Consider the following 23181-nt stretch of genomic DNA (forward strand, 5'->3'; position numbering starts at 1 on the left):
TGGGGAGTGGGGTAGGTGGAGCGAACCGAGATGATCTGATCGCAGACATCTTCCGGATCAATCCGCACCTTGATTCCGTGGGGCATGGAGCGTGTGGTGACTGTTCACGGCGGCCCCATGACCTCAGGGACGCCTGTAAGGTTTAAAAGGCCGGCGTTGCTTCAATCAGCTTGGCACTTGGACCCCACGAAGGACGTCCGCCGTCGCGCTTTCCATTGCTTCCTTGACGCTACCTGCGTCTCTCACGAATCCTAAAGCAAGACGGCCAGATTACCCGATCCCACCACTGCATCGTCACAACCCTCTTCTGCCGGTCGCTCAATGAGCGCATCTGTGTCGACGGCTTGTGACTGATATCTAGAACAAATCGATCGGCGCCGATTCGTCCGCCGGCAGCGGGCTGCCTGGAGGCGGGCTGCCGCCGAGTTCGTTCACGCTAGGCGGTGTGTCCTCGCTCTTGAACAGTTCGAAGAACGCGCCCGGCGTGCTCGGTGTGGCGGAGCGGCCGCTGACGGGATCGATGCGCAGGCTGAGGATGCCGTCCGGTTCGGCTTGAACATGGGGCGGTTTGTCCTTCAGCGCGGCGCTCATGTACTTCATCCAGATCGGCAGCGCGACCGTGCCGCCGAACTCATGGCGACCCAGGCTTTCCGGCTGATCGAAACCGGTCCAGACCGTCGTCACGTAATCCGCGTTATAGCCAGTGAACCACGCGTCTTTCGAATCGTTGGTGGTCCCGGTTTTACCGGCGATGTCCGGACGGTTCATCGCCAGGGCACGGCGGCCAGTACCGCGTTTGATCACGTCCTGCAGCATGCTGTTGAGGATGTAGACCGTGCGACCGTCAACAATCCGTTCCGCCACGACAGGTGCTGGCGCTGCACCCGACGCGTCGAGTGCGTTCGGTACGACGTTGGCCGTCAGTGGCGGGGTCTCTGGCGCTGCATAGGTTGATGCGCTGCTGATGGCCGCCTCGCTGACCGCTTTCGGGTTCGGGTCGTTGGCAGGCACCGTCGGCGGGTTGGCTACGAACAGGGTTTTGCCTTCACGGTCCTCGATCTTCTGAATGAGGTACGGGCTGATCTTGTAGCCGCCGTTGGCGAACGCACTCCAGCCGCCGACGATTTCCATCGGCGTCAGGGTTGCAGTGCCCAGTGCGAGGGACAGGTTGGGCGGCAAGTCCTGTTTGTTGAAGCCAAAGCGGGTGATGTAGTTGATCGCGGTGTTCACGCCCAGGCTTTGCAGCAGGCGGATCGACACCAGGTTACGTGACTTGTACAGCGCCTCGCGCAGCCGAATCGGACCGAGGAAGGTGCCGGTGTCGTTCTTTGGCCGCCATACTTTGTCGATGGCCTCGTCGACGAATACGATCGGCGCGTCGTTGACCAGGCTGGCGGCGGTGTAGCCGTTGTCCAGCGCCGCCGAATACAGGAACGGCTTGAAGCTGGAGCCCGGCTGACGCTTGGCCTGCATCGCGCGGTTGTAGTTGCTTTGCTCGAACGCGAAGCCGCCGACCAGCGCACGAATCGCGCCGTTCTGCGGATCCAGCGAAACCAGCGCGCTCTGCGCCACCGGAAGCTGGCTGAACTTGAGCGAGTTGTCCGCCTGGCGCTGCAGGCGCACCAGGTCGCCGACATGGGCGACATCGCCGGGCTGCTTGGGATTGGCGCCGACGCTATTGGTGTTCAGGAACGCCTTGGCCCACTTCATGCTGTCCCAGGTGACGGTTTCTTCGTTCTCGCCGTTGCGGGTCAGGACGCGGATTCCGGTCTTGTCGACCTGAGTGACGATGGCCGGCTCCAGACCGCTGATCGGACGCTGTTTGCTCAGCTCCTGCACCCAGCCCTCGCGGGTCAGGCCTGCGAATCGGCTCTCAGGCCCGCGATAGCCATGGCGCTGGTCGTATTCGATCAGGCCGTCCTGCACCGCCTTGTTGGCGTCTTCCTGCAGGCCGCTCGGGACAGTAGTGGTGACGCGGAAGCCTTCTGTATAGGCTGCGCTGCCATAACGACCCACCATCTCGGCGCGCGCCATTTCAGCGATATACGGCGCGTTCACTTCAGGGCTCTGAACGTGATAGCTGGCGTTGATCGGCTCGGCAAGGGCAGTCTGGTAGGTGTTCTGGTCGATTTTCCCCAGCTTGAACATGCGGCCAAGAATCCAGTCGCGGCGCTCTTTGGCGCGCACCGGATTGGCCAGTGGGTTGAATCGTGACGGAGCCTTGGGCAGGCCGGCAATCATTGCCATCTGCGCAACGCTCAGGTCGCGGATGGATTTGCCGTAGTAAACCTGCGCTGCGGCCTCGATGCCGTAAGCGCGGTTACCCAGATAGATCTTGTTGACGTACAGCTCGAGAATCTCGTCCTTAGTAAGTTGGCGCTCGATTTGCAAGGCCAAGAGAATCTCGGTGGTTTTGCGCGAAAAACTGCGCTCGCTGGTCAGGAAATAGTTTTTCGCGACCTGCATGGTGATGGTCGAGCCGCCAGACTGAATGTGACCGCTCTTGACCAGTTGGCTGGCCGCGCGCATCAGGCTGCTCGGGTCCACGCCATAGTGGTTCTCGAAGTTGTCGTCTTCGGCGGACAGCAGGGCATGGATGAAATTGGGCGGAATGTCGGCGAAACGGATGGGAGAGCGGCGCATTTCGCCAAACTCTGCAATCAGCTTGCCGTCGCTGCTGAAGACGCGCAGCGGGATCTGCAGCTGGATATTGCGCAGCGCATCGACCGATGGGAGGTTCGGGGCCAGGTAGAGAAAGGCGCCGCTCAGGCCGAGGAGCAGCCCGCAGACGACCGCGACGATGGACCACCAGACAAACTTCAGCAGGCGTATCAAGGCTTTTGGATTTCCAGAAAAAAGAATGAGTTAGACGCAGGCATTTACAAATGAACACGCCTTGAAGCTTTGGTACACGAAAAAAACGCTGGGCATTATAAGCATTTTTCGTCGTCGAGCGTTATTTGCGCTACTGTCAAGTCAGCCGACAGTGGCACTGGACTAGAAATCATCCGTAAGTGACGGAAACGCATAGGGAATCGGTTGTGTTCGAACTCTTCAGTAAGAAGGCCAACACCCTTCTGGGGATCGATATTAGCTCCACCTCGGTCAAGCTCCTGGAGCTAAGTCGTTCCGGCAACCGTTACAAGGTCGAGTCTTATGCGGTCGAGCCACTGCCAGCCAACGCAGTGGTCGAAAAGAACATCGCGGAGCTCGAAGGCGTCGGCAGTGCTTTGACGCGTTTGCTGGTAAAAGCCAAGAGTAACGTCAAAATCGCGGCGGTTGCTGTCGCGGGTTCGGCTGTTATTACCAAGACCATCGAGATGGATGCGGGGCTTTCCGACGACGAGATGGAAAACCAGCTGAAGATCGAGGCCGATCAGTACATTCCCTATCCGCTGGAAGAAGTCGCCATCGATTTCGAAGTCCAGGGCTATTCAGCCCGTAATCCAGAACGCGTCGAAGTGTTGCTCGCCGCCTGCCGCAAGGAAAACGTCGAGGTGCGCGAAGCTGCTCTGGCACTGGCCGGGCTGACCGCCCGCGTGGTCGACGTCGAAGCCTACGCGCTGGAGCGCTCGTTCGGTCTGTTGTCTGCGCAGTTGGGCCAGGACCACGAACAGCTGACGGTCGCCGTCATCGACATCGGCGCGACGATGACCACCCTCAGCGTGCTGCACAACGGCCGCATCATTTATACCCGCGAACAATTATTTGGCGGTCGCCAGTTAACCGAAGAAATCCAGCGCCGCTATGGTTTGTCCGTCAGCGAGGCCGGGCTTGCGAAAAAGCAGGGCGGGCTCCCCGACGACTACGTCATGGAAGTCCTGCAGCCGTTCAAAGACGCCGTGGTGCAGCAGGTGTCCCGTTCGCTGCAGTTTTTCTTTGCGGCCGGCCAGTACAACCGCGTCGACTACATCATGCTGGCCGGCGGGACCGCCTCTATTTCCGGTCTTGATCGGCTGATCCAGGAGCGCCTCGGCACGCCAACGCTGGTGGCTAACCCCTTTGCTGACATGGCACTGAGCGTCAAGGTCAACGCCGGCGCGCTCGCCAGCGATGCTCCCGCACTGATGATCGCTTGCGGTCTGGCCCTGAGGAGCTTTGACTAATGGCACGGATCAACTTACTTCCCTGGCGCGAACAGCAACGCGAGGAGCGCAAGAAGCGCTTCATCCTGGCGCTGGCGGGTGTGCTGGTGCTGGGCATCGGCGCCATTCTTTTGGCTGATCAATATTTGAGCAGTGCCATTGCCCACCAAAACGCCCGCAATCAATTCATCAGAACCGAAATCGTCCAGCTCGACGCGCGCATCAAAGAGATCAGCGAGCTCAAGGCACGTCGCAAGCAACTGCTGGAGCGGATGAAGATCATTCAGGACCTGCAAGGCAACCGGCCGATCATCGGGCGCATCTTCGATCAGATGGCCCGTACCCTTCCCGATGGTGTCTATTTCAACGACGTGAAGATGACCGGGCAGATGATCAGCATCTCCGGGGCTGCCGAATCCAATAACCGGGTTTCGGATCTGCTGCGTAATCTGGATGCGTCTGACTGGCTTGAGTCGCCGAGTCTGACCGAGGTCAAGGCAAACACTGCGGCGGGCGGCGTGGATCAGACCAACACTTTCCAGTTGACGGTGCGCCAGACGCAGCCAGCGGTTGAGGGGGGCAGGCCATGAACATGAATGATTGGCTCGACAGCCTGAAAAAGATCGACATCAACGACCTGGACATCAATAACCTGGGTTCCTGGCCCGCCGCGGTGAAGACCATTGCCGGCGCGTTGTTGCTGGCGCTGGTGTTGGCCGGTGGGTATTTCTTCTATATCCAGGACATGCAGACTCAGCTCGATCAGGCCCGTGGCGAAGAGACCGCACTGAAAGAGCAGTTCGCGACCAAGGCGTATCAGGCTGCCAACCTCGCGGCTTACAAGAGCCAGATGGTGGAGATGGAAAACACCTTCGGCGCCTTGCTGCGGCAGTTGCCAAGCGACACTGAAGTCCCCGGCTTGCTGGAGGACATCACCCGCACCGGTCTGGGCAGCGGCCTGGAGTTCGAGGAGATCAAGCTGCTCCCCGAAGAGGCCCAGCAGTTTTATATCGAATTGCCGATCCAGATTACCGTGACGGGCAGTTATCACGACCTCGCGACCTTCGCCAGCGGCGTCGCCAGCCTGCCGCGAATCGTGACCCTGCATGACTTCGAGATCAAACCGCTGGACGCCAAGTCCCCCGGGAAGCTGCGCATGAGCATCCTTGCCAAGACCTACCGCTATAACGACAAAGGTCTTCAGAACGTCGACACGAAAGGGCCAGCGAAATGAGGGCGATGCGTTGGTTGTGCGTCGGTGTCACGCTGATGGGGCTCGCGGGTTGCGACAGCTCGAACGAATTTGACGATCTCAAGCAGTTCATGGCCGAGGTGCGCGCGCGGCCGGTGGGCACCATCGAGCCGATGCCCAAATTTCGGCCGTACGAAGCCTTTACCTATGCGGCGGCCAGTTTGCGCAGTCCGTTTCAGCCGCCGATCAAGATTGATCTGGTCAACCGTCCAAAGGGCTCGCACCTGGTGCAGCCTGATCCGACGCGGGTGAAGCAGTTCCTCGAAGGCTTCAACATCGACTCCTTTGAAATGGTCGGCACGTTGAGCAATGAAACCGGCACGTTCGCGCTGCTTCGCGGGGCGGGTGGCGTACATCGGGTGAAAGTGGGCGATTACCTGGGACGTAACGATGGCCGGATCACGGCGATCACCGACTCGGCGGTGCAAGTGATGGAAATCGTTCCGGATGGAGAGGGGGCGTGGCTGGAGCGCCCGCTCAGTATTTCCCTCAAGGAGCGCTCATGAAGACGGCAAGCAAGCGAAGCACCTTCGGATCGGCACAGTGGTGGAATGTGAACATGAACAGGATTCTCTCGATTATCGGCCTGTCGCTAGGGATGGCGATGCTTTCACCGGTTGTCCAGGCGGCTAACCTCAAGACGCTGGATGTGGCTGCATTGCCGGGGGATCGAGTCGAACTGAAACTGTCCTTCGACGGTCCGGTGGCGGCGCCGCGCGGCTACACCACCGAGCAACCGGCGCGCATTGCGCTGGACCTGCCGGGGGTCACCAGCCAACTGGCGATCAAGAGCCGTGACCTGGGTTCAGGCAACGCCCACAGCGTTGTGGTCGTCGAAGCCAAGGACCGCACGCGGGTGATCATCAACCTCACCACGCTTGCGCCCTACAGCTCGCGTGTCGATGGCAACAACCTGTTCGTGGTCGTGGGCCAGGGCGCTGCTGCGGCCCAGGGCTCGCAGCCGAGCACCGCCATGGGCGCGGCGCGGGTGAGTGTGCCAAGTGGGCCTGCCGCTCAATCGAAACCTGTTGCTCGCTCGTATGCGCCAGGCCCGCGTTCGGTGAAAAACGTCGACTTCCAGCGCGGCGAGTTGGGTGAAGGCAACGTCATCATCGAGCTGAGCGACACCGGCATTGCCCCGGACATTCAGGAGCAGGGCGGCAAGATCCGCGTCGACTTCGCCAAAACGCAATTGCCTGAACCGCTGCGCGTGCGTCTGGACGTGAAGGATTTCGCCACCCCGGTGCAGTTCGTCAATTCCAGCGCCACGGGTGACAAGGCGAGTATCTCCATCGAACCGTCCGGTGCGTTCGATTACTCCGCCTACCAGACCGACAACAAGCTGACCATCAGCGTGCGTCCCTTGACCAACGAAGATCAGGAGCGCCGCAACTCGGAAAAACTGGTCTACACCGGCGAGAAGCTGTCGCTGAATTTCCAGGACATCGACGTGCGTTCGGTGCTGCAACTGATCGCTGACTTCACCAACCTCAATCTGGTGGCGAGCGACACCGTTCAGGGCGGCATCACCTTGCGCCTGCAGAACGTGCCGTGGGATCAGGCGCTGGATCTGGTGCTCAAGACCAAAGGCCTGGACAAGCGCAAGATCGGCAACGTTTTGCTGGTCGGTCCGGCTGACGAGATCGCCGCGCGTGAGCGCCAGGAGCTGGAATCCCTCAAGCAGATTTCCGAGCTGGCCCCGCTGCGCCGCGAGTTGCTGCAGGTGAACTACGCCAAGGCCGCCGACATTGCCAAGCTGTTTCAGTCGGTGACCAGCGCTGAATCTAAGACCGACGAGCGTGGTTCGATCACCGTCGATGAGCGCACCAACAACATCATTGCCTACCAGACCCAGGATCGTCTGGACGAGCTGCGCCGCATCGTGTCGCAACTGGACATCCCGGTGCGTCAGGTGATGATCGAAGCGCGCATCGTTGAAGCCAACGTCGATTACGACAAGGCCCTGGGCGTGCGCTGGGGTGGTTCGAGCAACAAAGGCAATTTCACCACCGGCGGTAATGGCACGGTCTCGGGCGCATCAGCGACCAATGGTCCTTACGTGGACATGGGTGTGACCGATGCCACCTCCTCGATCGGCCTGGGCTTCCTGACCAACAACACGATTCTCGACCTTGAGCTGACGGCCATGGAGAAAAGCGGCAACGGCGAAGTGGTCTCGCAGCCGAAGGTCGTTACGTCGGACAAGGAAACGGCGAAAATTCTGAAAGGTACGGAAGTGCCTTATCAGGAAGCCAGTTCCAGTGGCGCGACCTCGGTGTCGTTCAAAGAGGCGTCGCTGTCGCTGGAGGTGACCCCGCAGATCACCCCTGACAACCGCATCATCATGGAGGTCAAGGTCACGAAAGATGAGCCGGACTACGTGAATACGGTGCTGGGTGTGCCGCCGATCAAGAAAAACGAAGTGAACGCCAAGGTGCTGGTGGCCGACGGCGAGACCATCGTAATTGGTGGCGTATTCTCGAATACGCAGAGTAAAGTCGTCGACAAGGTGCCATTTTTAGGCGATGTGCCGTATGTTGGCCGCCTTTTCCGGCGCGATGTGGTTTCGGAGTCAAAATCCGAGCTGTTGGTGTTTCTCACTCCGCGTATCATGAATAACCAGGCGATTGCTGTGAGTCGTTGATTCTGTGCGAAATTTAATTCTTGTGGGGCCGATGGGGGCTGGCAAAAGCACCATCGGTCGCTTGCTGGCCAAAGAGCTTCGACTGCCGTTCAAGGATTCCGACAAGGAAATCGAGCTGCGAACGGGTGCCAATATTCCCTGGATCTTCGACAAGGAAGGTGAAGCGGGCTTTCGCGATCGTGAGCAAGCGATGATCGCCGAACTCTGCGCGCTGGATGGCGTGGTCGTGGCCACCGGCGGTGGCGCGGTCATGCGCGAAGAAAACCGTCGCGCCCTGCACGCCGGCGGTCGGGTGGTGTATTTGCACGCGTCGGTTGAGCAGCAGGTGGGCCGTACCTCACGAGATCGTAATCGCCCCTTGCTGCGTACGGCTGACCCGGCGCGCGTGCTACGTGAGCTGCTGGAGATCCGCGATCCGCTGTACCGCGAGATCGCCGATGTCATCATCGAAACCGATGAGCGGCCCCCGCGAATGGTGGTTATCGACATCCTCGCCTTGCTGGCCGAGCTTCCTCCCCGTTAAAGCGCAGACGGAAATGCGCTATCCTCGGCGACCATAAAAAGTGGGGTCGCTACATGGCCTTGCGCCATAGCCGGTGTCGGCGTTTTTCAAGACCCGCACAGGCAACCAATTGTTAACAGCGTGGGGACACATGCAGACACTCAAGGTCGAGCTTGGCGAACGCAGCTACCCGATCCATATCGGCGAAGGCTTGCTGGATCAGCCCGAGTTGCTCAAGCCGTACATAGCCGGAAAACAGGTGGCGATCGTTTCCAACGCCACCGTCGCGCCGTTGTACATGGACCGCCTCACCCGCTCCCTCGCCGGTTACAGCGTCTTGCCGATCGTGCTTCCCGACGGAGAAGCCTTCAAGAACTGGGAAACCCTGCAAACCATCTTCGACGCGCTGCTCACCGCACGCCATGATCGCCGAACCACCGTGATTGCGTTGGGCGGCGGCGTCATCGGTGACATGGCCGGCTTTGCCGCTGCCTGTTACCAGCGCGGCGTCGAATTCATTCAAGTGCCGACCACGTTGCTGTCCCAGGTCGATTCCTCGGTCGGTGGCAAAACCGGCATCAATCACCCGCTGGGCAAAAACATGGTGGGCGCCTTCTACCAGCCCAACGCGGTGCTGATCGACACCTTGTCGCTGAACACCCTGCCTGAGCGCGAGCTGTCCGCCGGTCTTGCCGAGGTCATCAAATACGGTTTGATCTGTGACGAACCGTTCCTGACGTGGCTCGAAGAGAATGTCGACAAGCTGCGCGGGCTGGATCAGGCCGCGCTGACCACGGCGATCGAGCGTTCCTGCGCCGCCAAGGCTGCGGTGGTTGGCGCCGATGAGCGAGAGTCGGGCGTGCGTGCCACGCTGAACCTCGGTCATACCTTTGGCCATGCCATCGAAACTCACATGGGCTACGGCGTATGGCTGCACGGCGAGGCGGTGGCCGCGGGCACGGTGATGGCGCTGGAAATGTCGGCGCGTCTGGGCTGGATCAGCGAGCAGGAACGTGACCGCGGCATCCGTATTTTCCAGCGCGCCGGCTTGCCGGTGGTTCCGCCGGAAGACATGACGCCCGAGCACTTCCTCGAGCACATGGCGGTGGACAAAAAGGTCATTGACGGTCGTCTGCGCCTGGTGCTGTTGCGTCGCATCGGTGAAGCAGTGGTAACGGACGAATATCCACAAGAAGTACTACAGGCCACACTGGTCGCGGACTACCGCGCCTTGGTGGATCAGCTTAGAGGTTAATGAGAAATCCATGACTAGTTTGCACGCCGATGAGGCCTTCCTCGGTCATTACCAGTTGAGTCATGACCCCTTTGCAACGCGGGTTCCCGGCTTCAAATTTTTCCCGGCACAGCGCAAGCCCGTGCTAGGTCAGCTGCATCACCTCGCGCGCTACAGCCAGTTGCTGTTGGTCGTCACCGGGCCTCAGGGCAGCGGCAAGACGCTGCTGCGTCAGGCACTGGTGGCGAGCACCAACAAGCAATCGGTGCAGAGCGTTGTGGTGTCGGCGCGTGGCGCCGGTGATGCGACGGGCGTGTTGCGTCAGGTCGCTCAGGCGCTGAACGTCGCTCAAGCGGAAATGCGCCCGATCCTGGCGCAGGTCGTGCAGTTGGCGCTGACCGGTCAGGAAGTCTACATCCTGGTCGACGATGCCGAACAACTGGGCGAATCCGCACTCGAAGCGTTGTTGGGATTGGCAGCAGGCACCCCGGAAGGGCGTCCGCATGTCTTCCTGTTCGGCGAGGCTTCGATCATTGATCGCCTGGATCAGCTGTGCGCCGAGAGCGGTACCGAGGAAGAACGCTTCCACGTTATCGAGCTCGCGCCGTATACCGAAGAAGAAACCCGTGAGTATCTGGCTCAGCGCCTCGAGGGCGCAGGGCAGGGCGTTGAGTTGTTCAGCGCCGCGCAGATCACTGATATCCACGAGCAGTCCGGTGGATGGCCAGGCGCGATCAACCAGGTCGCGCGCGACTCGATGATCGAAGCCATGATTGCCAGCCGCTCTGCGGTCAAGCGTCCAAGTATGGGGTTAAAAATGCCTAAGAAACACGTGTTGGCTTTGGGTGGGGTTGTTGTCGCAGCCGTTCTCGCGGCGTGGCTGATTCCAGGCCGCAGCAACGCACCTGCCACCGCGCCAGCCAACTCTCAGGCTCAACTGCCTCTGGGTCAGGGCCAGGCGCCGGCGCAACAATCGAACAACGGTGGCCCGGCCATCGAATTCGCCGGAAATTCGCAGCCGATGCCGCTGCCGATGAACGGCTCGCAACCGGCGACCCGCGCGCCACTGGCTGAAGCTGCGGGCTCGGGCGAAGGTGATGGGGAAGATGGCGGCCCGGCAGCCAACCAATCGCTGCAGCCACCGACGGTGACCACCACTGCGCCACCGGCGGGCGCGACGGCAAGTCCTGCACCGACCATGGCGCAGCAGCCGGTTCCGGCACCGCGTCCGGCCCCGGCTGCCAAACCAACGCCTGCTCCGGCGGCGGCTGCGAAACCTGCGCCAGCGCCGACGCAAGTGGCCACCGCCAAACCTGCCCCGGCACCAGCGGCCAAGCCAGCAGCGGCGGCCGCAGCGTCCGGCGCTGCGGGCAGCGGCTGGTACGCAGGTCAGGCTCCGACCCATTACGTGGTGCAGATCCTCGGCACCAGCTCTGAAGCCACCGCTCAGAGCTACGTGAAAGAGCAGGGCGCCGAGTACCGTTACTTCAAGAAAACCCTGCAGGGCAAGCCCCTGTTCGTGGTGACTTACGGCAGCTTTGCTGACCGCAATGCGGCACTGACCGCTATCAAGGCCTTGCCAGAGAAGGTTCAGGCTGGTAAACCTTGGCCTCGTACTGTCGGCAGTATCCAACAGGAACTCGCCGCCGCCCGCTGATGACGCAGGGACCTTATCCAGGTCCCTCGCTTGGCCCTCCCGATATCACGCATGAGCGTGCTGCCAACGAGCAGCGCGCCTTGCGGTGTCTGCGTCTCAGACACGCATTGATCTTCGGGCTCTCATTGGTCAGACTCGCAAAAAAGCCCTGGCTAGCACGAGAATCGATATAAAACCTTTCATGAATGCGACATAAATTTGCGACACTTCGTCGTCAAATTTGTGAGGACTTGTGTCGCTGTGTACAATGACCTCCCTTTTGCTCCCGCAAAGCCGGCATACGTTCGGCGTGGATGGTAAATGGTTGAATTGAAAAGAAATTTGTCTCGTTAAGAGGCAGCCTGGTGAGAATGTGTCTATGAAAGCAGGTCTGTACCATCCAGAAGAATTCAAGGATAACTGTGGTTTCGGCCTGATCGCCCACATGCAAGGCGAGCCAAGTCATCACCTGTTGCAGACGGCTATCGAAGCCCTGACCTGCATGACCCACCGGGGTGGGATCAACGCCGACGGCAAGACCGGTGACGGTTGCGGGCTGTTGATGCAAAAACCTGACACCTTCCTGCGTGCGGTGGCCACCGAGCACTTCGGCGTCGAGCTTCCGCGCCAGTATTGCGCAGGCATGGTCTTCCTCAATCAGGACGACACCAAGGCTGAAGCCGCCCGCGAAAACATGAACCGTGAAATCCTCGCGGCCGGCCTGACCCTGATCGGCTGGCGCCAGGTGCCGATCGACACCAGCGTTCTGGGTCGTCTTGCCCTCGAGCGTCTGCCGAAGATCGAGCAGGTGTTCATCGGCGGTGAAGGCCTGAGCGATCAGGAATTCGCGATCAAGCTGTTCTGCGCACGTCGTCGCTCCTCGGTGGCCAACGCCGCTGACACCGACCACTACATCTGCAGCTTTTCCCACAAGACCATCATCTACAAAGGCCTGATGATGCCGCGTGACCTCACGGCATTCTTCCCGGACCTCAACGACGAGCGCCTGCAAACCGCGATCTGCGTGTTCCACCAGCGTTTCTCGACCAACACCCTGCCGAAATGGCCACTGGCTCAGCCATTCCGCTTCCTCGCCCACAACGGCGAGATCAACACCATCACCGGTAACCGCAACTGGGCTCAGGCCCGTCGCACCAAGTTCACTAACGACCTGATGGACCTCGACGAGCTCGGCCCGCTGGTCAACCGCGTGGGTTCCGACTCTTCGAGCATGGACAACATGCTCGAGCTGATGGTGACCGGCGGCATCGACCTGTTCCGTGGCGTGCGCATGCTCGTGCCGCCGGCGTGGCAGAACGTCGAGACCATGGACCCGGATCTGCGCGCGTTCTACGAATTCAACTCCATGCACATGGAGCCGTGGGACGGCCCGGCCGGCATCGTCATGACCGAAGGTCGTCACGCCGTCTGCCTGCTTGACCGCAACGGCCTGCGTCCTGCGCGCTGGGTCACCACCAAGAACGGTTACATCACCCTCGCCTCGGAAATCGGCGTGTGGAACTACAAGCCGGAAGACGTGATTGCCAAGGGCCGTGTCGGTCCGGGTCAGATCTTCGCCGTGGACACCGAAACCGGCCAGATCCTCGACACCGATGCCATCGACAGCCGCTTGAAGTCGCGCCATCCGTACAAGCAGTGGCTGCGCAAGAACGCCCTGCGTATTCAGGCGACGCTGGAAGACCATGACCACGGTTCGGCCTTCTACAACCCGGATCAGCTCAAGCAGTACATGAAGATGTTCCAGGTCACGTTCGAAGAGCGTGATCAGATCCTGCGCCCGCTGGGTGAGCAGGGCCAGGAAGCGGTCGGCTCCATGGGCGATGACACGCCGATGGCGGTATTGTCCCGTCGTGTCCGCACGCCGTACGACTATTTCCGTCAGCAGTTCGCGCAGGTCACCAACCCGCCGATCGATCCGCTGCGTGAAGCCATCGTCATGTCGCTGGAAGTCTGCCTCGGTGCCGAGCGCAACATTTTCCAGGAATCGCCGGAGCACGCTTCCCGCGTGATCCTCAGTTCGCCGGTCATTTCCCCGGCCAAGTGGCGCTCGCTGATGACCCTGGATCGTCCGGGCTTTGATCGTCAGATCATCGACCTGAACTATGACGAAGCCACGGGCCTGGAAGCGGCCGTGCGCAATATCGCCGATCAGGCTGAAGAAGCCGTGCGTTCGGGCAAGACCCAGATTGTCCTGAGCGACCGTCATATCGCACCCGGCAAACTGCCGATTCACGCATCGCTGGCCACCGGTGCGGTGCACCACCGCCTGACCGAAAAAGGCCTGCGCTGCGACAGCAACATTCTTGTCGAGACAGCAACGGCTCGCGACCCGCACCATTTCGCGGTGCTGATCGGCTTCGGCGCGTCGGCGGTCTATCCGTTCCTGGCGTACGAAGTGCTGGGCGACCTGATCCGTACCGGCGAAGTGCTGGGCGATCTGTACGAAGTCTTCAAGAACTACCGCAAGGGCATCACCAAAGGCCTGCTCAAGATTCTGTCGAAGATGGGCATTTCGACCGTCGCTTCGTACCGCGGCGCGCAGCTTTTCGAAGCCATCGGCCTGTCGGAAGAAGTCTGCGATTTGAGCTTCCGTGGCGTGCCGAGCCGCATCAAGGGCGCACGTTTCGTTGACATCGAAGCCGAGCAGAAAGCCCTCGCTTTTGAAGCCTGGAGCGCGCGCAAGCCGATCCAGCAGGGCGGGTTGCTGAAGTTTGTCTACGGCGGCGAATACCACGCGTACAACCCTGATGTGGTGGCGACGCTGCAAGCCGCCGTTCAGCAGGGTGATTACAGCAAATTCAAGGAATACACAGCGCTGGTGGACAACCGTCCGGTGTCGATGATCCGCGACCTGTTGAAGGTCAAAGAGCTCGACACGCCGTTGGGCATCGATGAAATCGAGCCGCTGGAAGGTATTCTCAAGCGCTTCGACTCGGCGGGCATCTCGCTGGGTGCGTTGTCGCCGGAAGCCCACGAAGCGCTGGCCGAGGCGATGAACCGCTTGGGCGCGCGCTCCAACTCCGGTGAGGGCGGCGAAGATCCGGCGCGCTACGGCACCATCCGCAGCTCCAAGATCAAGCAGATCGCGACCGGCCGTTTTGGCGTGACGCCTGAGTATCTGGTCAACGCCGACGTGCTGCAGATCAAGGTCGCCCAGGGCGCCAAGCCGGGTGAAGGCGGGCAACTGCCAGGCGGCAAGGTCAACGGCCTGATCGCCAAGCTGCGTTACGCAGTGCCGGGCGTGACGCTGATCTCGCCGCCACCGCACCACGACATCTACTCGATTGAAGACTTGTCGCAGCTGATCTTTGACCTCAAGCAGGTCAACCCGGCCGCACTGGTTTCGGTCAAGCTGGTGGCTGAAGCAGGCGTGGGCACGATTGCGGCCGGTGTGGCCAAGGCCTATGCCGACCTGATCACCATTTCCGGCTATGACGGCGGCACCGGTGCATCGCCGCTGTCGTCGATCAAATACGCGGGCTCGCCGTGGGAAATCGGCTTGGCCGAGACCCACCAGACCCTGCGCGGCAACGACCTGCGCGGCAAGGTTCGGGTGCAGACCGACGGCGGCCTGAAAACCGGCCTGGACGTTATCAAGGCGGCCATCCTCGGCGCCGAAAGCTTCGGCTTCGGCACCGCGCCGATGATCGCGCTGGGCTGCAAATACCTGCGCATTTGCCACCTGAACAACTGCGCCACCGGCGTCGCGACTCAGAACGACAAGCTGCGCAAGGACCACTACATCGGCACCGTCGACATGGTGATCAACTTCTTCACCTACGTGGCTGAAGAAACCCGCGAATGGCTGGCGAAGCTGGGCGTACGTTCGCTGGAAGAGCTGATCGGGCGTACCGATCTGCTGGAGATCCTGCCGGGTGAAACCGCCAAGCAGCAGCATCTGGACCTGACGCCGCTGCTGGGCAGCGACCACATTCCGGTCGACAAACCGCAGTTCAGCCAGGTGGACCGCAACCCGCCGTTCGACAAGGGCCTGCTGGCCGAGAAGATGGTGGAACTGGCGATCTCCGCCATTCAGACCAAGAGCGGCGGCGACTACGAACTGGACATCTGCAACTGCGACCGCTCCATCGGCGCGCGGATTTCCGGCGAAATCGCCAAGCTCCACGGCAACCAGGGCATGAACGATGCGCCAGTGACCTTCCGCTTCAAGGGCACGGCCGGGCAGAGCTTTGGTGTGTGGAACGCCGGCGGCCTGAACATGTACCTGGAAGGCGACGCCAACGACTACGTCGGCAAAGGCATGACCGCCGGCAAGCTGGTCATCGTGCCGCCAAAAGGCAGCCCGTTCAAAACCCAGGACAGCGCCATCATCGGCAACACCTGCCTGTACGGCGCGACCGGCGGCAAGCTGTTCGCGGCGGGTACGGCGGGTGAGCGTTTCGCGGTGCGCAACTCCGGCGCCCACACGGTTGTGGAAGGCACGGGCGACCACTGCTGCGAATACATGACCGGCGGTTTCGTCTGCGTGCTGGGCAAGACCGGCTACAACTTCGGCTCAGGCATGACGGGCGGGTTTGCTTACGTGCTCGATCAGGACAACACCTTCGTTGACCGGGTCAACCACGAGCTGGTCGAGATTCAGCGCATCAGCGGTGAAGCGATGGAAGCCTATCGCAGCCACCTGGAGCGCGTGCTGGCCGAGTACGTGACCGAAACCGACAGCGAATGGGGCCGCAATCTCTGGGAAAACCTGGACGACTACCTGCGCCGCTTCTGGCTGGTGAAGCCGAAGGCCGCAAGCTTGAAGTCGCTGTTGTCCAGCACCCGCGCGAATCCGCAGTAAAGCAGCTGCGAGCGGCACGCTTCAAGCCGCACGCTAACGGCAGCGCGCGAGTGCCTGCGAACATGATTTTCTTGCAGCTTCAAGCTTGGCGCTTGAGGCTGTAGTCAGGAGTTTTAACACCATGGCTGAACGTCTCAGTAACGACTTCCAGTTCATCGAAGTCGGGCGTAAAGATCCGAAGAAGAAACTGCTGCGTCAGCGCAAGAAAGAGTTCGTGGAAATCTACGAACCTTTCAAGCCTCAGCAGTCGGCCGATCAGGCGCACCGTTGCCTGGGTTGCGGCAACCCGTACTGTGAATGGAAATGCCCTGTGCATAACTTCATTCCCAACTGGCTGAAGCTGGTGGCCGAGGGCAACATCCTCGCGGCCGCCGAGCTGTCGCACCAGACCAACACCCTGCCGGAAGTCTGCGGCCGCGTGTGCCCGCAGGACCGTCTGTGTGAGGGCGCGTGCACCCTCAACGACGGCTTCGGCGCGGTGACCATCGGTTCGGTCGAGAAGTACATCACCGACACGGCCTTCGCAATGGGCTGGCGTCCGGACATGTCCCGCGTCGTGCCAAACGGCAAGCGCGTGGCGATCATCGGCGCAGGCCCGGCCGGCCTGGGCTGCGCTGACGTTCTGGTGCGTGGCGGCGTGAAGCCGGTGGTGTTCGACAAGAACCCGGAAATCGGCGGTCTGCTGACCTTCGGGATCCCCGAGTTCAAGCTCGAGAAGAGCGTGCTGAGCAATCGCCGCGAAGTCTTCACCGGCATGGGCATCGAGTTCCGCCTCAACACCGAGATCGGCAAGGACATCACCGTCGAGCAGTTGCTGGAAGAGTACGACGCTGTGTTCATGGGCATGGGCACGTACACCTACATGAAGGGCGGCTTCCCCGGTGAAGACCTGCCTGGCGTGCACGATGCGCTGGATTTCCTGATCGCCAACGTCAATCGCAACCTGGGCTTTGAAAAGTCGCCGGAAGATTTCGTCGACATGAAGGGCAAGAAGGTCGTGGTCCTGGGCGGTGGTGACACGGCGATGGACTGCAACCGCACGTCGATTCGCCAGGGTGCCAAGTCAGTAACCTGCGCCTATCGCCGCGACGAAGAAAACATGCCCGGCTCGCGCAAGGAAGTGAAGAACGCCAAGGAAGAAGGCGTGAAGTTCCTCTACAACCGTCAGCCCATCGCCATCGTTGGTGAGGATCGGGTCGAAGGCGTGAAAGTCGTCGAAACGCGTTTGGGCGAGCCGGATGCGCGCGGCCGTCGCAGCCCCGAGCCGATTCCGGGTTCCGAAGAGATCATCCCGGCGGACGCCGTGGTCATCGCGTTCGGTTTCCGTCCAAGCCCGGCGTCGTGGTTCGATCTGCAGGGCATCCAGATGGACAGCCAGGGCCGCGTCGTGGCACCGGAGCAGGGCCAGTTCAAACATCAGACCAGCAACCCGAAGATCTTCGCCGGCGGCGACATGGTGCGCGGTTCTGATCTGGTGGTGACGGCGATCTTTGAAGGCCGGAATGCGGCTGAAGGGATTCTGGATTATCTGGGCGTCTGATGACGCCTGCGGCAAGCTGCTAGCGGTAAGCTACAAGCTACAAGCTACAAGCTACAAGCTACAAGCAGACGCGATCTGCTTCTACTTGAAGCTTGCAGCTGCTCCATGCTGGCAGCTGCTTCCACATCTTTTTCGTTTCCTTCCTCGGCTCTCCCGTTCGTGAAAACGTCAGGCACCGCTACGAGTGTCATTTCTGACAGTTCCCAACACGATTCAATAAGTTTCTAATTCGGCAAGGTCTCGGACGCTAGCGAGCCTTTCTGAAATTGAATGGAAGCACGGGCCGGTGTCTGGCGGCCTGTTGGATCACGGAGCGAAAAATGAACAAGTTAGTTTGCTGTCTTGGCCTTGCGGCTTTTTTGACCGGTTGTGGTGAATGGGCCGGTGTGAATGAAAGCAAAAAAATCGTCGGAGGAGAGCCAGCCCCGAGAGGGCAGTACCCGTTCTTTGCAGCGATTGTCAAAGAGGATGGGTCGCACCTCTGTGGCGCTGCATTGATTGCGCCGCGGTGGGTACTGACGGCTGAACACTGCATCGACGGCCAGGCTCCTCACTCCGTGAGCATTGGCCTGGAACAATACCGGCCGACTGTCGTCGAGAAGGACCGGGTCAGGATCCAGGCCACCTACGGGCATCCGCAGTTTGATCACAGCGGGCGATACGATATTGCATTGATCAAGCTGGAGCGCGCGGCCAACAGTACCGATTTCCTTGAGTTCGACGGGGCCGAGTCTGTGATGGAGCCGGGGGTTGGCTACCCCGTGACGCTGATCGGGTTCGGGAGAACCGAGACGGGATACGGGCCAGATGTGCTGTATCAAGGCCTTGGCGAGACGCTGGAGGACAAGGCGTGTATCGAAGTGCCTCCCGGCTACCCGGCCACCCACTTCGATCCATTGGTCAACCTCTGCGCCGGATACAATCAGGCGTCTGGCGATTCCGGGGGGCCTCTGCTCTACAAGTCAGGCAGCCACTACCTTGAAATCGGACTGGTCAGTCGTTCGTTGTGGATGAATGCCGGTCAGTACACCAGAGTCGCTCACTTCGCAGGCTGGATTACAAAGACGATGGAGGACAACCAATAGGTCGCCGACGTCAGCAAAGCCGGCAGGGCATTGATGCGACAAATCGCCCCGATAAATAAATGGCACGGCACCGACCGTGCCTTTTGCGTTGGTGTCTGAGAAAATGCCCGCACTTTTTTTCCGGATGCCGACATGACTGCCCTGAAGAACGACCGTTTCCTTCGCGCCCTGCTCAAGCAGCCTGTTGACGTCACGCCTGTATGGATGATGCGCCAGGCCGGCCGCTATCTCCCGGAGTACCGCGCCAGCCGCGCCAAGGCCGGAGACTTCATGAGCTTGTGCATGAACCCGGCGTTCGCCTGTGAAGTCACCCTGCAGCCCCTTGAGCGCTATCCACTCGACGCCGCCATTCTGTTTTCCGATATCCTCACCGTTCCCGACGCCATGGGCCTGGGCCTGTACTTCGAAACCGGCGAAGGCCCGCGCTTCCGCAAAACCGTCACCACCCTGGCTGATATCGAAGCGCTGCCAATCCCTGACGCCCAGAAAGATCTCGGCTATGTCATGGACGCAGTCAGCACCATCCGCCGCGAGCTCAACGGACGCGTTCCGCTGATCGGGTTCGCCGGTAGCCCGTGGACCCTGGCGACCTACATGGTCGAAGGCGGCTCGTCCAAGGACTTCCGCAAATCCAAGGCCATGCTCTACGACAACCCGCACGCCATGCACCTGCTGCTCGACAAGCTGGCGCAATCGGTGACGGCGTACCTGAACGGCCAGATTCTCGCAGGCGCTCAGGCGGTGCAGATTTTTGACAGCTGGGGCGGCAGCCTGTCGGCCGCGGCGTACCAGGAGTTCTCACTGGCCTATATGCGCAAGATCGTCAACGGCCTGATCCGTGAGCACGACGGGCGCAAAGTGCCGGTCATTCTGTTCACCAAGGGCGGCGGTATGTGGCTTGAAAGCATTGCCGACGCCGGCGCCGACGCACTGGGCCTGGACTGGACCTGCGACATCGGCGAAGCCCGCCGTCGTGTCGGCAGCAAAGTCGCGCTGCAAGGCAACATGGACCCGACCGTGCTTTACGCCAACCCAAACGCCATCCGCCAGGAAGTCTCGAACATCCTCGCCAGCTACGGCAGCGGCACCGGCCACGTCTTCAACCTCGGCCACGGCATCACCCCCGAAGTCGACCCGGCCAACGCCGGCGCCTTCATCGAAGCAGTGCACGAAATGTCGGCCAAGTACCACCAATAAGCAGTTCGCAGACCTGAAAACGCCCGGCACATGCCGGGCGTTTTTGTGTGGGGTTTAGGCTGCATGAGCTTTGATCGCGAACAGATAGCGCGTGCAGCCAGTGAGAGTGGCTGTAACGCAAATGTAGGACTGGCTTTAGCCGGGAAGACGTCAGGCGTCACGCTGCAAAATTCAGGGCGCACATAAGGTTGTCTTCCCGGCTGAAGCCGGTCCCACTAAAACAGCGGCGAATGCCCGATGTGACCCTTGCCTCAAACCTGCACATTCACCGCCAACGGCTTCACTTTCGCCAGTTTCAGCGCCACAGCGAGGGCGATCAGCAGGAGGGTGCCGATGAAGGCGCCGATGCCGTTCCAGCCGGCGTAGTGCCAGAACACGCCGCCGCCGGTGCCGGCGACGCTGGAGCCTACGTAGTAGCTGAACAGGTACAGCGACGAGGCCTGGCCTTTGGCTTTGATGGCGCGGCGGCCGATCCAGCTGCTGGCGACGGAGTGGGCGCCGAAGAAGCCGAAGGTGAACATCAGCACGCCAACGATCACCACCAGCAGCGGGGTGAACATGGTCAGCGCGACACCGACGAGCATCAGCACGATCACGGCCCACAGGACGTTACGACGGCCCAGTTGGTCGGCCAGTGCGCCGATCTTCGCCGAGCTGTAGATGCCGGACAGGTACACCACCGAAAACAGGCCGACCACGGCCTGGCTCAGGTTGTACGGGTCGGCCAGCAGGCGGTAGCCGATGTAGTTGAACAGCGTTACGAACGCGCCCATCAGCAGGAAGCCTTCAAGAAACAACCACGGCAACCCGGCGTCACGGAACTGCAGGACAAAGCCTTCCAGCAGGCTGCGGCCATTGAGCGGGCGGGCGCGGAAGTTACGCGACGGCGGCAGGATTTTCCAGAACACCCCCGCCGCGCCCAGCGCAATGATGCCCATGATGAACAGCGCCGTGTGCCAACTCACGTAATCGCTCAAGACCCCGGTGATCACCCGGCCGCTCATGCCACCGATGGCGTTGCCGCCGATGTACAGGCCCATTGCCAGGCCGATGTGCTGTGGGTGGATTTCTTCGCTGAGGTAGGTCATCGCGACAGCGGCCAACCCGCTCAGCGACAAGCCCACGAACGCCCGCGTGATCAGCACGCCCTCCCAAGTGGGCATCAGTGCGCTGGCGATGGTGAAAAGGGCGGCCGAGAACAGCGAGAACACCATCACCGACTTGCGCCCGAGACGGTCGGAGATAGGGCCGGTGATGAGCAATCCGATCGCCAGCATCGCGGTGGACACCGACAGAATCATGCTGCTCTGGGCAGCGTTGATGGAGAAGTCCCGCGACAGCACCGGCATCATCGGTTGCACGCAGTACAGCAGCGCAAACGTCGCGAAACCGCCGGAGAACAGCGCCAGCACCGTGCGGATGAAAGCGGGCGTGTCCTTCTCGATGTAGGAATCGCCCAACGGGATGGCCGCTGTGGCGAACTCGGCACACGCGGCGGGGGATGCAGCAGTATTCACGGGTGACCTCAGACGGAAGAGCGGACGCAGTGGCAAAAGAATATAGCCGGCTAACGATCGCTTCCAATATATTGTTCGACCTGTTTGATAGGTTTGACGACCTAATGGAATGACTGTGGAATTACGACACCTGCGTTACTTCATCGCTGTCGCTGAAGAGCTGCATTTTGGACGCGCTGCTCAGGCGCTCGGCATCTCTCAACCACCGTTGAGCCAGCAGATTCAGGCGCTGGAGCAAGAGCTCGGCGCGCGTCTGTTTGAGCGAACCAATCGAAGGGTCGAACTGAGCGAGGCGGGCCGGTTGTTCCTCGATGAAGCCCGTCTGGTGCTGGCGCAGGTCGAGAAGGCCTCGGACGTCGCTCGGCGTGCGCAATTGGGAGAGCTGGGTGAACTGAAAATCGGCTTCACGGCATCCGCGCCGTTCACCTCAAGCATCCCGCAGGCCATCTTCGCGTTTCGCCAGCGCTATCCGGCGGTGCACCTGGCACTTCAGGAAATGAGCAGTCGGGAAGTCGCCGAGCGGCTCGAGAACGAGTCGATGCAAGTGGGCATCATGCGGCCGCTGCCGTTGCCGGATTCACTGGTCGCCGTGGAGCTGCTGCACGAACCCTTGGTGGCGATATTTCGCTCGGACCATCCACTGGCCGAAGGCTCGGAACGCGGCATTCATCTGCGGGAACTGGCCAGTGAGCCGTTTGTGTTCTTCCCGCGCAGTTACGGCAGCGGGCTCTACGCACAGTTGCTGGATCTGGCGCGGGAGGCGGGCTTTAGCCCATTGTTTACTCAGGAGGCGGGCGAGGCGATGACCATCATTGGTCTGGTGGCGGCGGGACTGGGCGTGACGGTGCTGCCGGCGTCCTATCAACGCATGCGCATTGATGGGGTGGTGTACCGGACGCTGCTGGATGAGCAGGCTACGTCAGCGGTGTGGCTGGTGCAGCGCAAGGATCAGAAATCGCCCATGGCCAAGGCGTTTGTCGAACTGGTGACGCGCAAGGCGGGGTAACTGACCCAGAGCAAAGCAGATGGGGTTGTGGGAGTGAGCTTGCTCACGAAGGCTCAGGTGGGTTCGCCGATGATTTGTCGGTTGAACGACCATTTCGCAACCTCCCTCCCATAGCGCAGCCATCCAAGCCAGTGAGCGAGGCAAGACGCCTCAACTCACTGGCAAAAACTTACTGCACCTTCGCCAGATCACCCTTCAACGCAACGCCTGCCATGATGGCGCCGGCGTGGCATTCATACGTAGCCGGGTCTTTGCGTTCGATCTTTTTGTAGTAGCTGGCAATGTTGACCACCGCGTTGGCGCCTGCGCTTTTCGCGGCCTCGTTCAACTGCAGGATGGCGGACTGCAAGACCCACTCGCAGGCCTCGTTGTCGCTCTTGTTGAAGGCGTTGGTTTTCTTGTTGGTCACCGCATTGGCTGACAGTACCGACACCTTGCCTTTTGGCTGCACGCCAGCGAGGTAGAACTTGACGCTGCCGTCGAGCTTCTTCTCTTGGGTCATCTGTGCGACCACCTTGTCGAACGGCAGATACAGGGCCGTGTCCCGAGCCTGGCTGATGCCCGGCAGTGTGCACAAAACGACGGCGGCCGTTGCTGCCCAGACTTTCAATTTCATGGTTTCGCTCCTTGAGGTGGTTAACGGGTGTGGAAGATCAGT

16 protein-coding genes are annotated in these 23181 nt (G+C 60.8%); 13 read left to right on the top strand and 3 right to left on the bottom strand.

Going from position 1 to position 23181, the window contains the following annotated elements; translation table 11 throughout:
- Positions 1 to 357 precede the first annotated feature (357 nt).
- Positions 358 to 2832 carry a penicillin-binding protein 1A gene (locus tag AC07RO_RS24870; protein WP_495087344.1) on the bottom strand — a complete coding sequence of 825 codons (2475 nt, stop codon included), beginning with the start codon at positions 2830 to 2832 and terminating at the stop codon, positions 358 to 360.
- A 209-nt stretch (positions 2833 to 3041) separates the two neighbouring features.
- Here AC07RO_RS24870 and AC07RO_RS24875 point away from each other — a divergent pair, with 209 nt between their 5' ends.
- The 12 genes from AC07RO_RS24875 (at position 3042) to hemE (ending at position 20000) form a co-directional block, all read left to right on the top strand.
- On the top strand, positions 3042 to 4106 hold the full coding sequence (locus AC07RO_RS24875) for a pilus assembly protein PilM (RefSeq protein WP_074890782.1): 1065 nt from the start codon (positions 3042 to 3044) through the stop codon (positions 4104 to 4106).
- Positions 4106 to 4675: a PilN domain-containing protein gene (locus AC07RO_RS24880; protein ID WP_495087323.1), complete on the top strand. Its 570-nt coding sequence runs from the start codon at positions 4106 to 4108 to the stop codon at positions 4673 to 4675. Before AC07RO_RS24875 ends, AC07RO_RS24880 begins: the two co-directional genes overlap by 1 nt.
- The gene (gene pilO, locus AC07RO_RS24885; protein WP_192171213.1) at positions 4672 to 5319 is read left to right on the top strand and encodes a type 4a pilus biogenesis protein PilO; all 648 of its coding nucleotides are present in this window, start codon (positions 4672 to 4674) and stop codon (positions 5317 to 5319) included. Before AC07RO_RS24880 ends, pilO begins: the two co-directional genes overlap by 4 nt.
- Entirely contained in the window at positions 5316 to 5843 is a 528-nt protein-coding gene (locus tag AC07RO_RS24890; protein ID WP_065986622.1) for a pilus assembly protein PilP, read from the top strand. The genes pilO and AC07RO_RS24890 overlap by 4 nt, the downstream gene beginning before the upstream one ends.
- Positions 5844 to 5896: 53 nt before the next feature.
- Positions 5897 to 7981: a type IV pilus secretin PilQ gene (locus AC07RO_RS24895; protein ID WP_282368776.1), complete on the top strand. Its 2085-nt coding sequence runs from the start codon at positions 5897 to 5899 to the stop codon at positions 7979 to 7981.
- Positions 7982 to 7985: 4 nt separating this feature from the next.
- Positions 7986 to 8504 (top strand): shikimate kinase AroK, encoded by a 519-nt coding sequence (aroK, locus tag AC07RO_RS24900; RefSeq protein WP_192171211.1) that lies wholly within the window; start codon positions 7986 to 7988, stop codon positions 8502 to 8504.
- Between the two features lie 130 nt (positions 8505 to 8634).
- Complete coding sequence (aroB, locus tag AC07RO_RS24905; RefSeq protein WP_122625541.1) at positions 8635 to 9738, top strand: 3-dehydroquinate synthase; 1104 nt, start codon at positions 8635 to 8637, stop codon at positions 9736 to 9738.
- Positions 9739 to 9748: 10 nt separating this feature from the next.
- Positions 9749 to 11374 (top strand): SPOR domain-containing protein, encoded by a 1626-nt coding sequence (locus AC07RO_RS24910; protein ID WP_495087324.1) that lies wholly within the window; start codon positions 9749 to 9751, stop codon positions 11372 to 11374.
- A 358-nt stretch (positions 11375 to 11732) separates the two neighbouring features.
- Complete coding sequence (gene gltB / locus AC07RO_RS24915; protein ID WP_423570981.1) at positions 11733 to 16178, top strand: glutamate synthase large subunit; 4446 nt, start codon at positions 11733 to 11735, stop codon at positions 16176 to 16178.
- A gap of 121 nt (positions 16179 to 16299) precedes the next feature.
- On the top strand, positions 16300 to 17718 hold the full coding sequence (locus AC07RO_RS24920) for an FAD-dependent oxidoreductase (protein ID WP_346626913.1): 1419 nt from the start codon (positions 16300 to 16302) through the stop codon (positions 17716 to 17718).
- 320 nt (positions 17719 to 18038) lie between these two features.
- Complete coding sequence (locus AC07RO_RS24925; protein WP_346629397.1) at positions 18039 to 18803, top strand: S1 family peptidase; 765 nt, start codon at positions 18039 to 18041, stop codon at positions 18801 to 18803.
- A 132-nt stretch (positions 18804 to 18935) separates the two neighbouring features.
- The gene (hemE, locus tag AC07RO_RS24930) at positions 18936 to 20000 is read left to right on the top strand and encodes a uroporphyrinogen decarboxylase (RefSeq protein WP_346629396.1); all 1065 of its coding nucleotides are present in this window, start codon (positions 18936 to 18938) and stop codon (positions 19998 to 20000) included.
- A 251-nt stretch (positions 20001 to 20251) separates the two neighbouring features.
- Here the strand turns inward: hemE and AC07RO_RS24935 are convergent, their stop codons facing one another.
- Positions 20252 to 21517 (bottom strand): MFS transporter, encoded by a 1266-nt coding sequence (locus AC07RO_RS24935; RefSeq protein ID WP_495087325.1) that lies wholly within the window; start codon positions 21515 to 21517, stop codon positions 20252 to 20254.
- Between the two features lie 115 nt (positions 21518 to 21632).
- Between AC07RO_RS24935 and AC07RO_RS24940 the strand changes: the two genes are divergently transcribed.
- Positions 21633 to 22523, top strand: coding sequence for a LysR family transcriptional regulator (locus AC07RO_RS24940; RefSeq protein ID WP_495087326.1), 891 nt, complete (start codon positions 21633 to 21635; stop codon positions 22521 to 22523).
- A 169-nt stretch (positions 22524 to 22692) separates the two neighbouring features.
- On the opposite strand, the gene AC07RO_RS24945 is transcribed toward AC07RO_RS24940, so the two are convergent.
- Positions 22693 to 23139, bottom strand: a complete 447-nt coding sequence (locus AC07RO_RS24945) for an excinuclease (protein WP_192171201.1) — start codon at positions 23137 to 23139, stop codon at positions 22693 to 22695.
- Positions 23140 to 23181 lie beyond the last annotated feature (42 nt).

The sequence above is a fragment of the Pseudomonas sp. GW821-FHT07F05 genome (genome assembly GCF_059418765.1).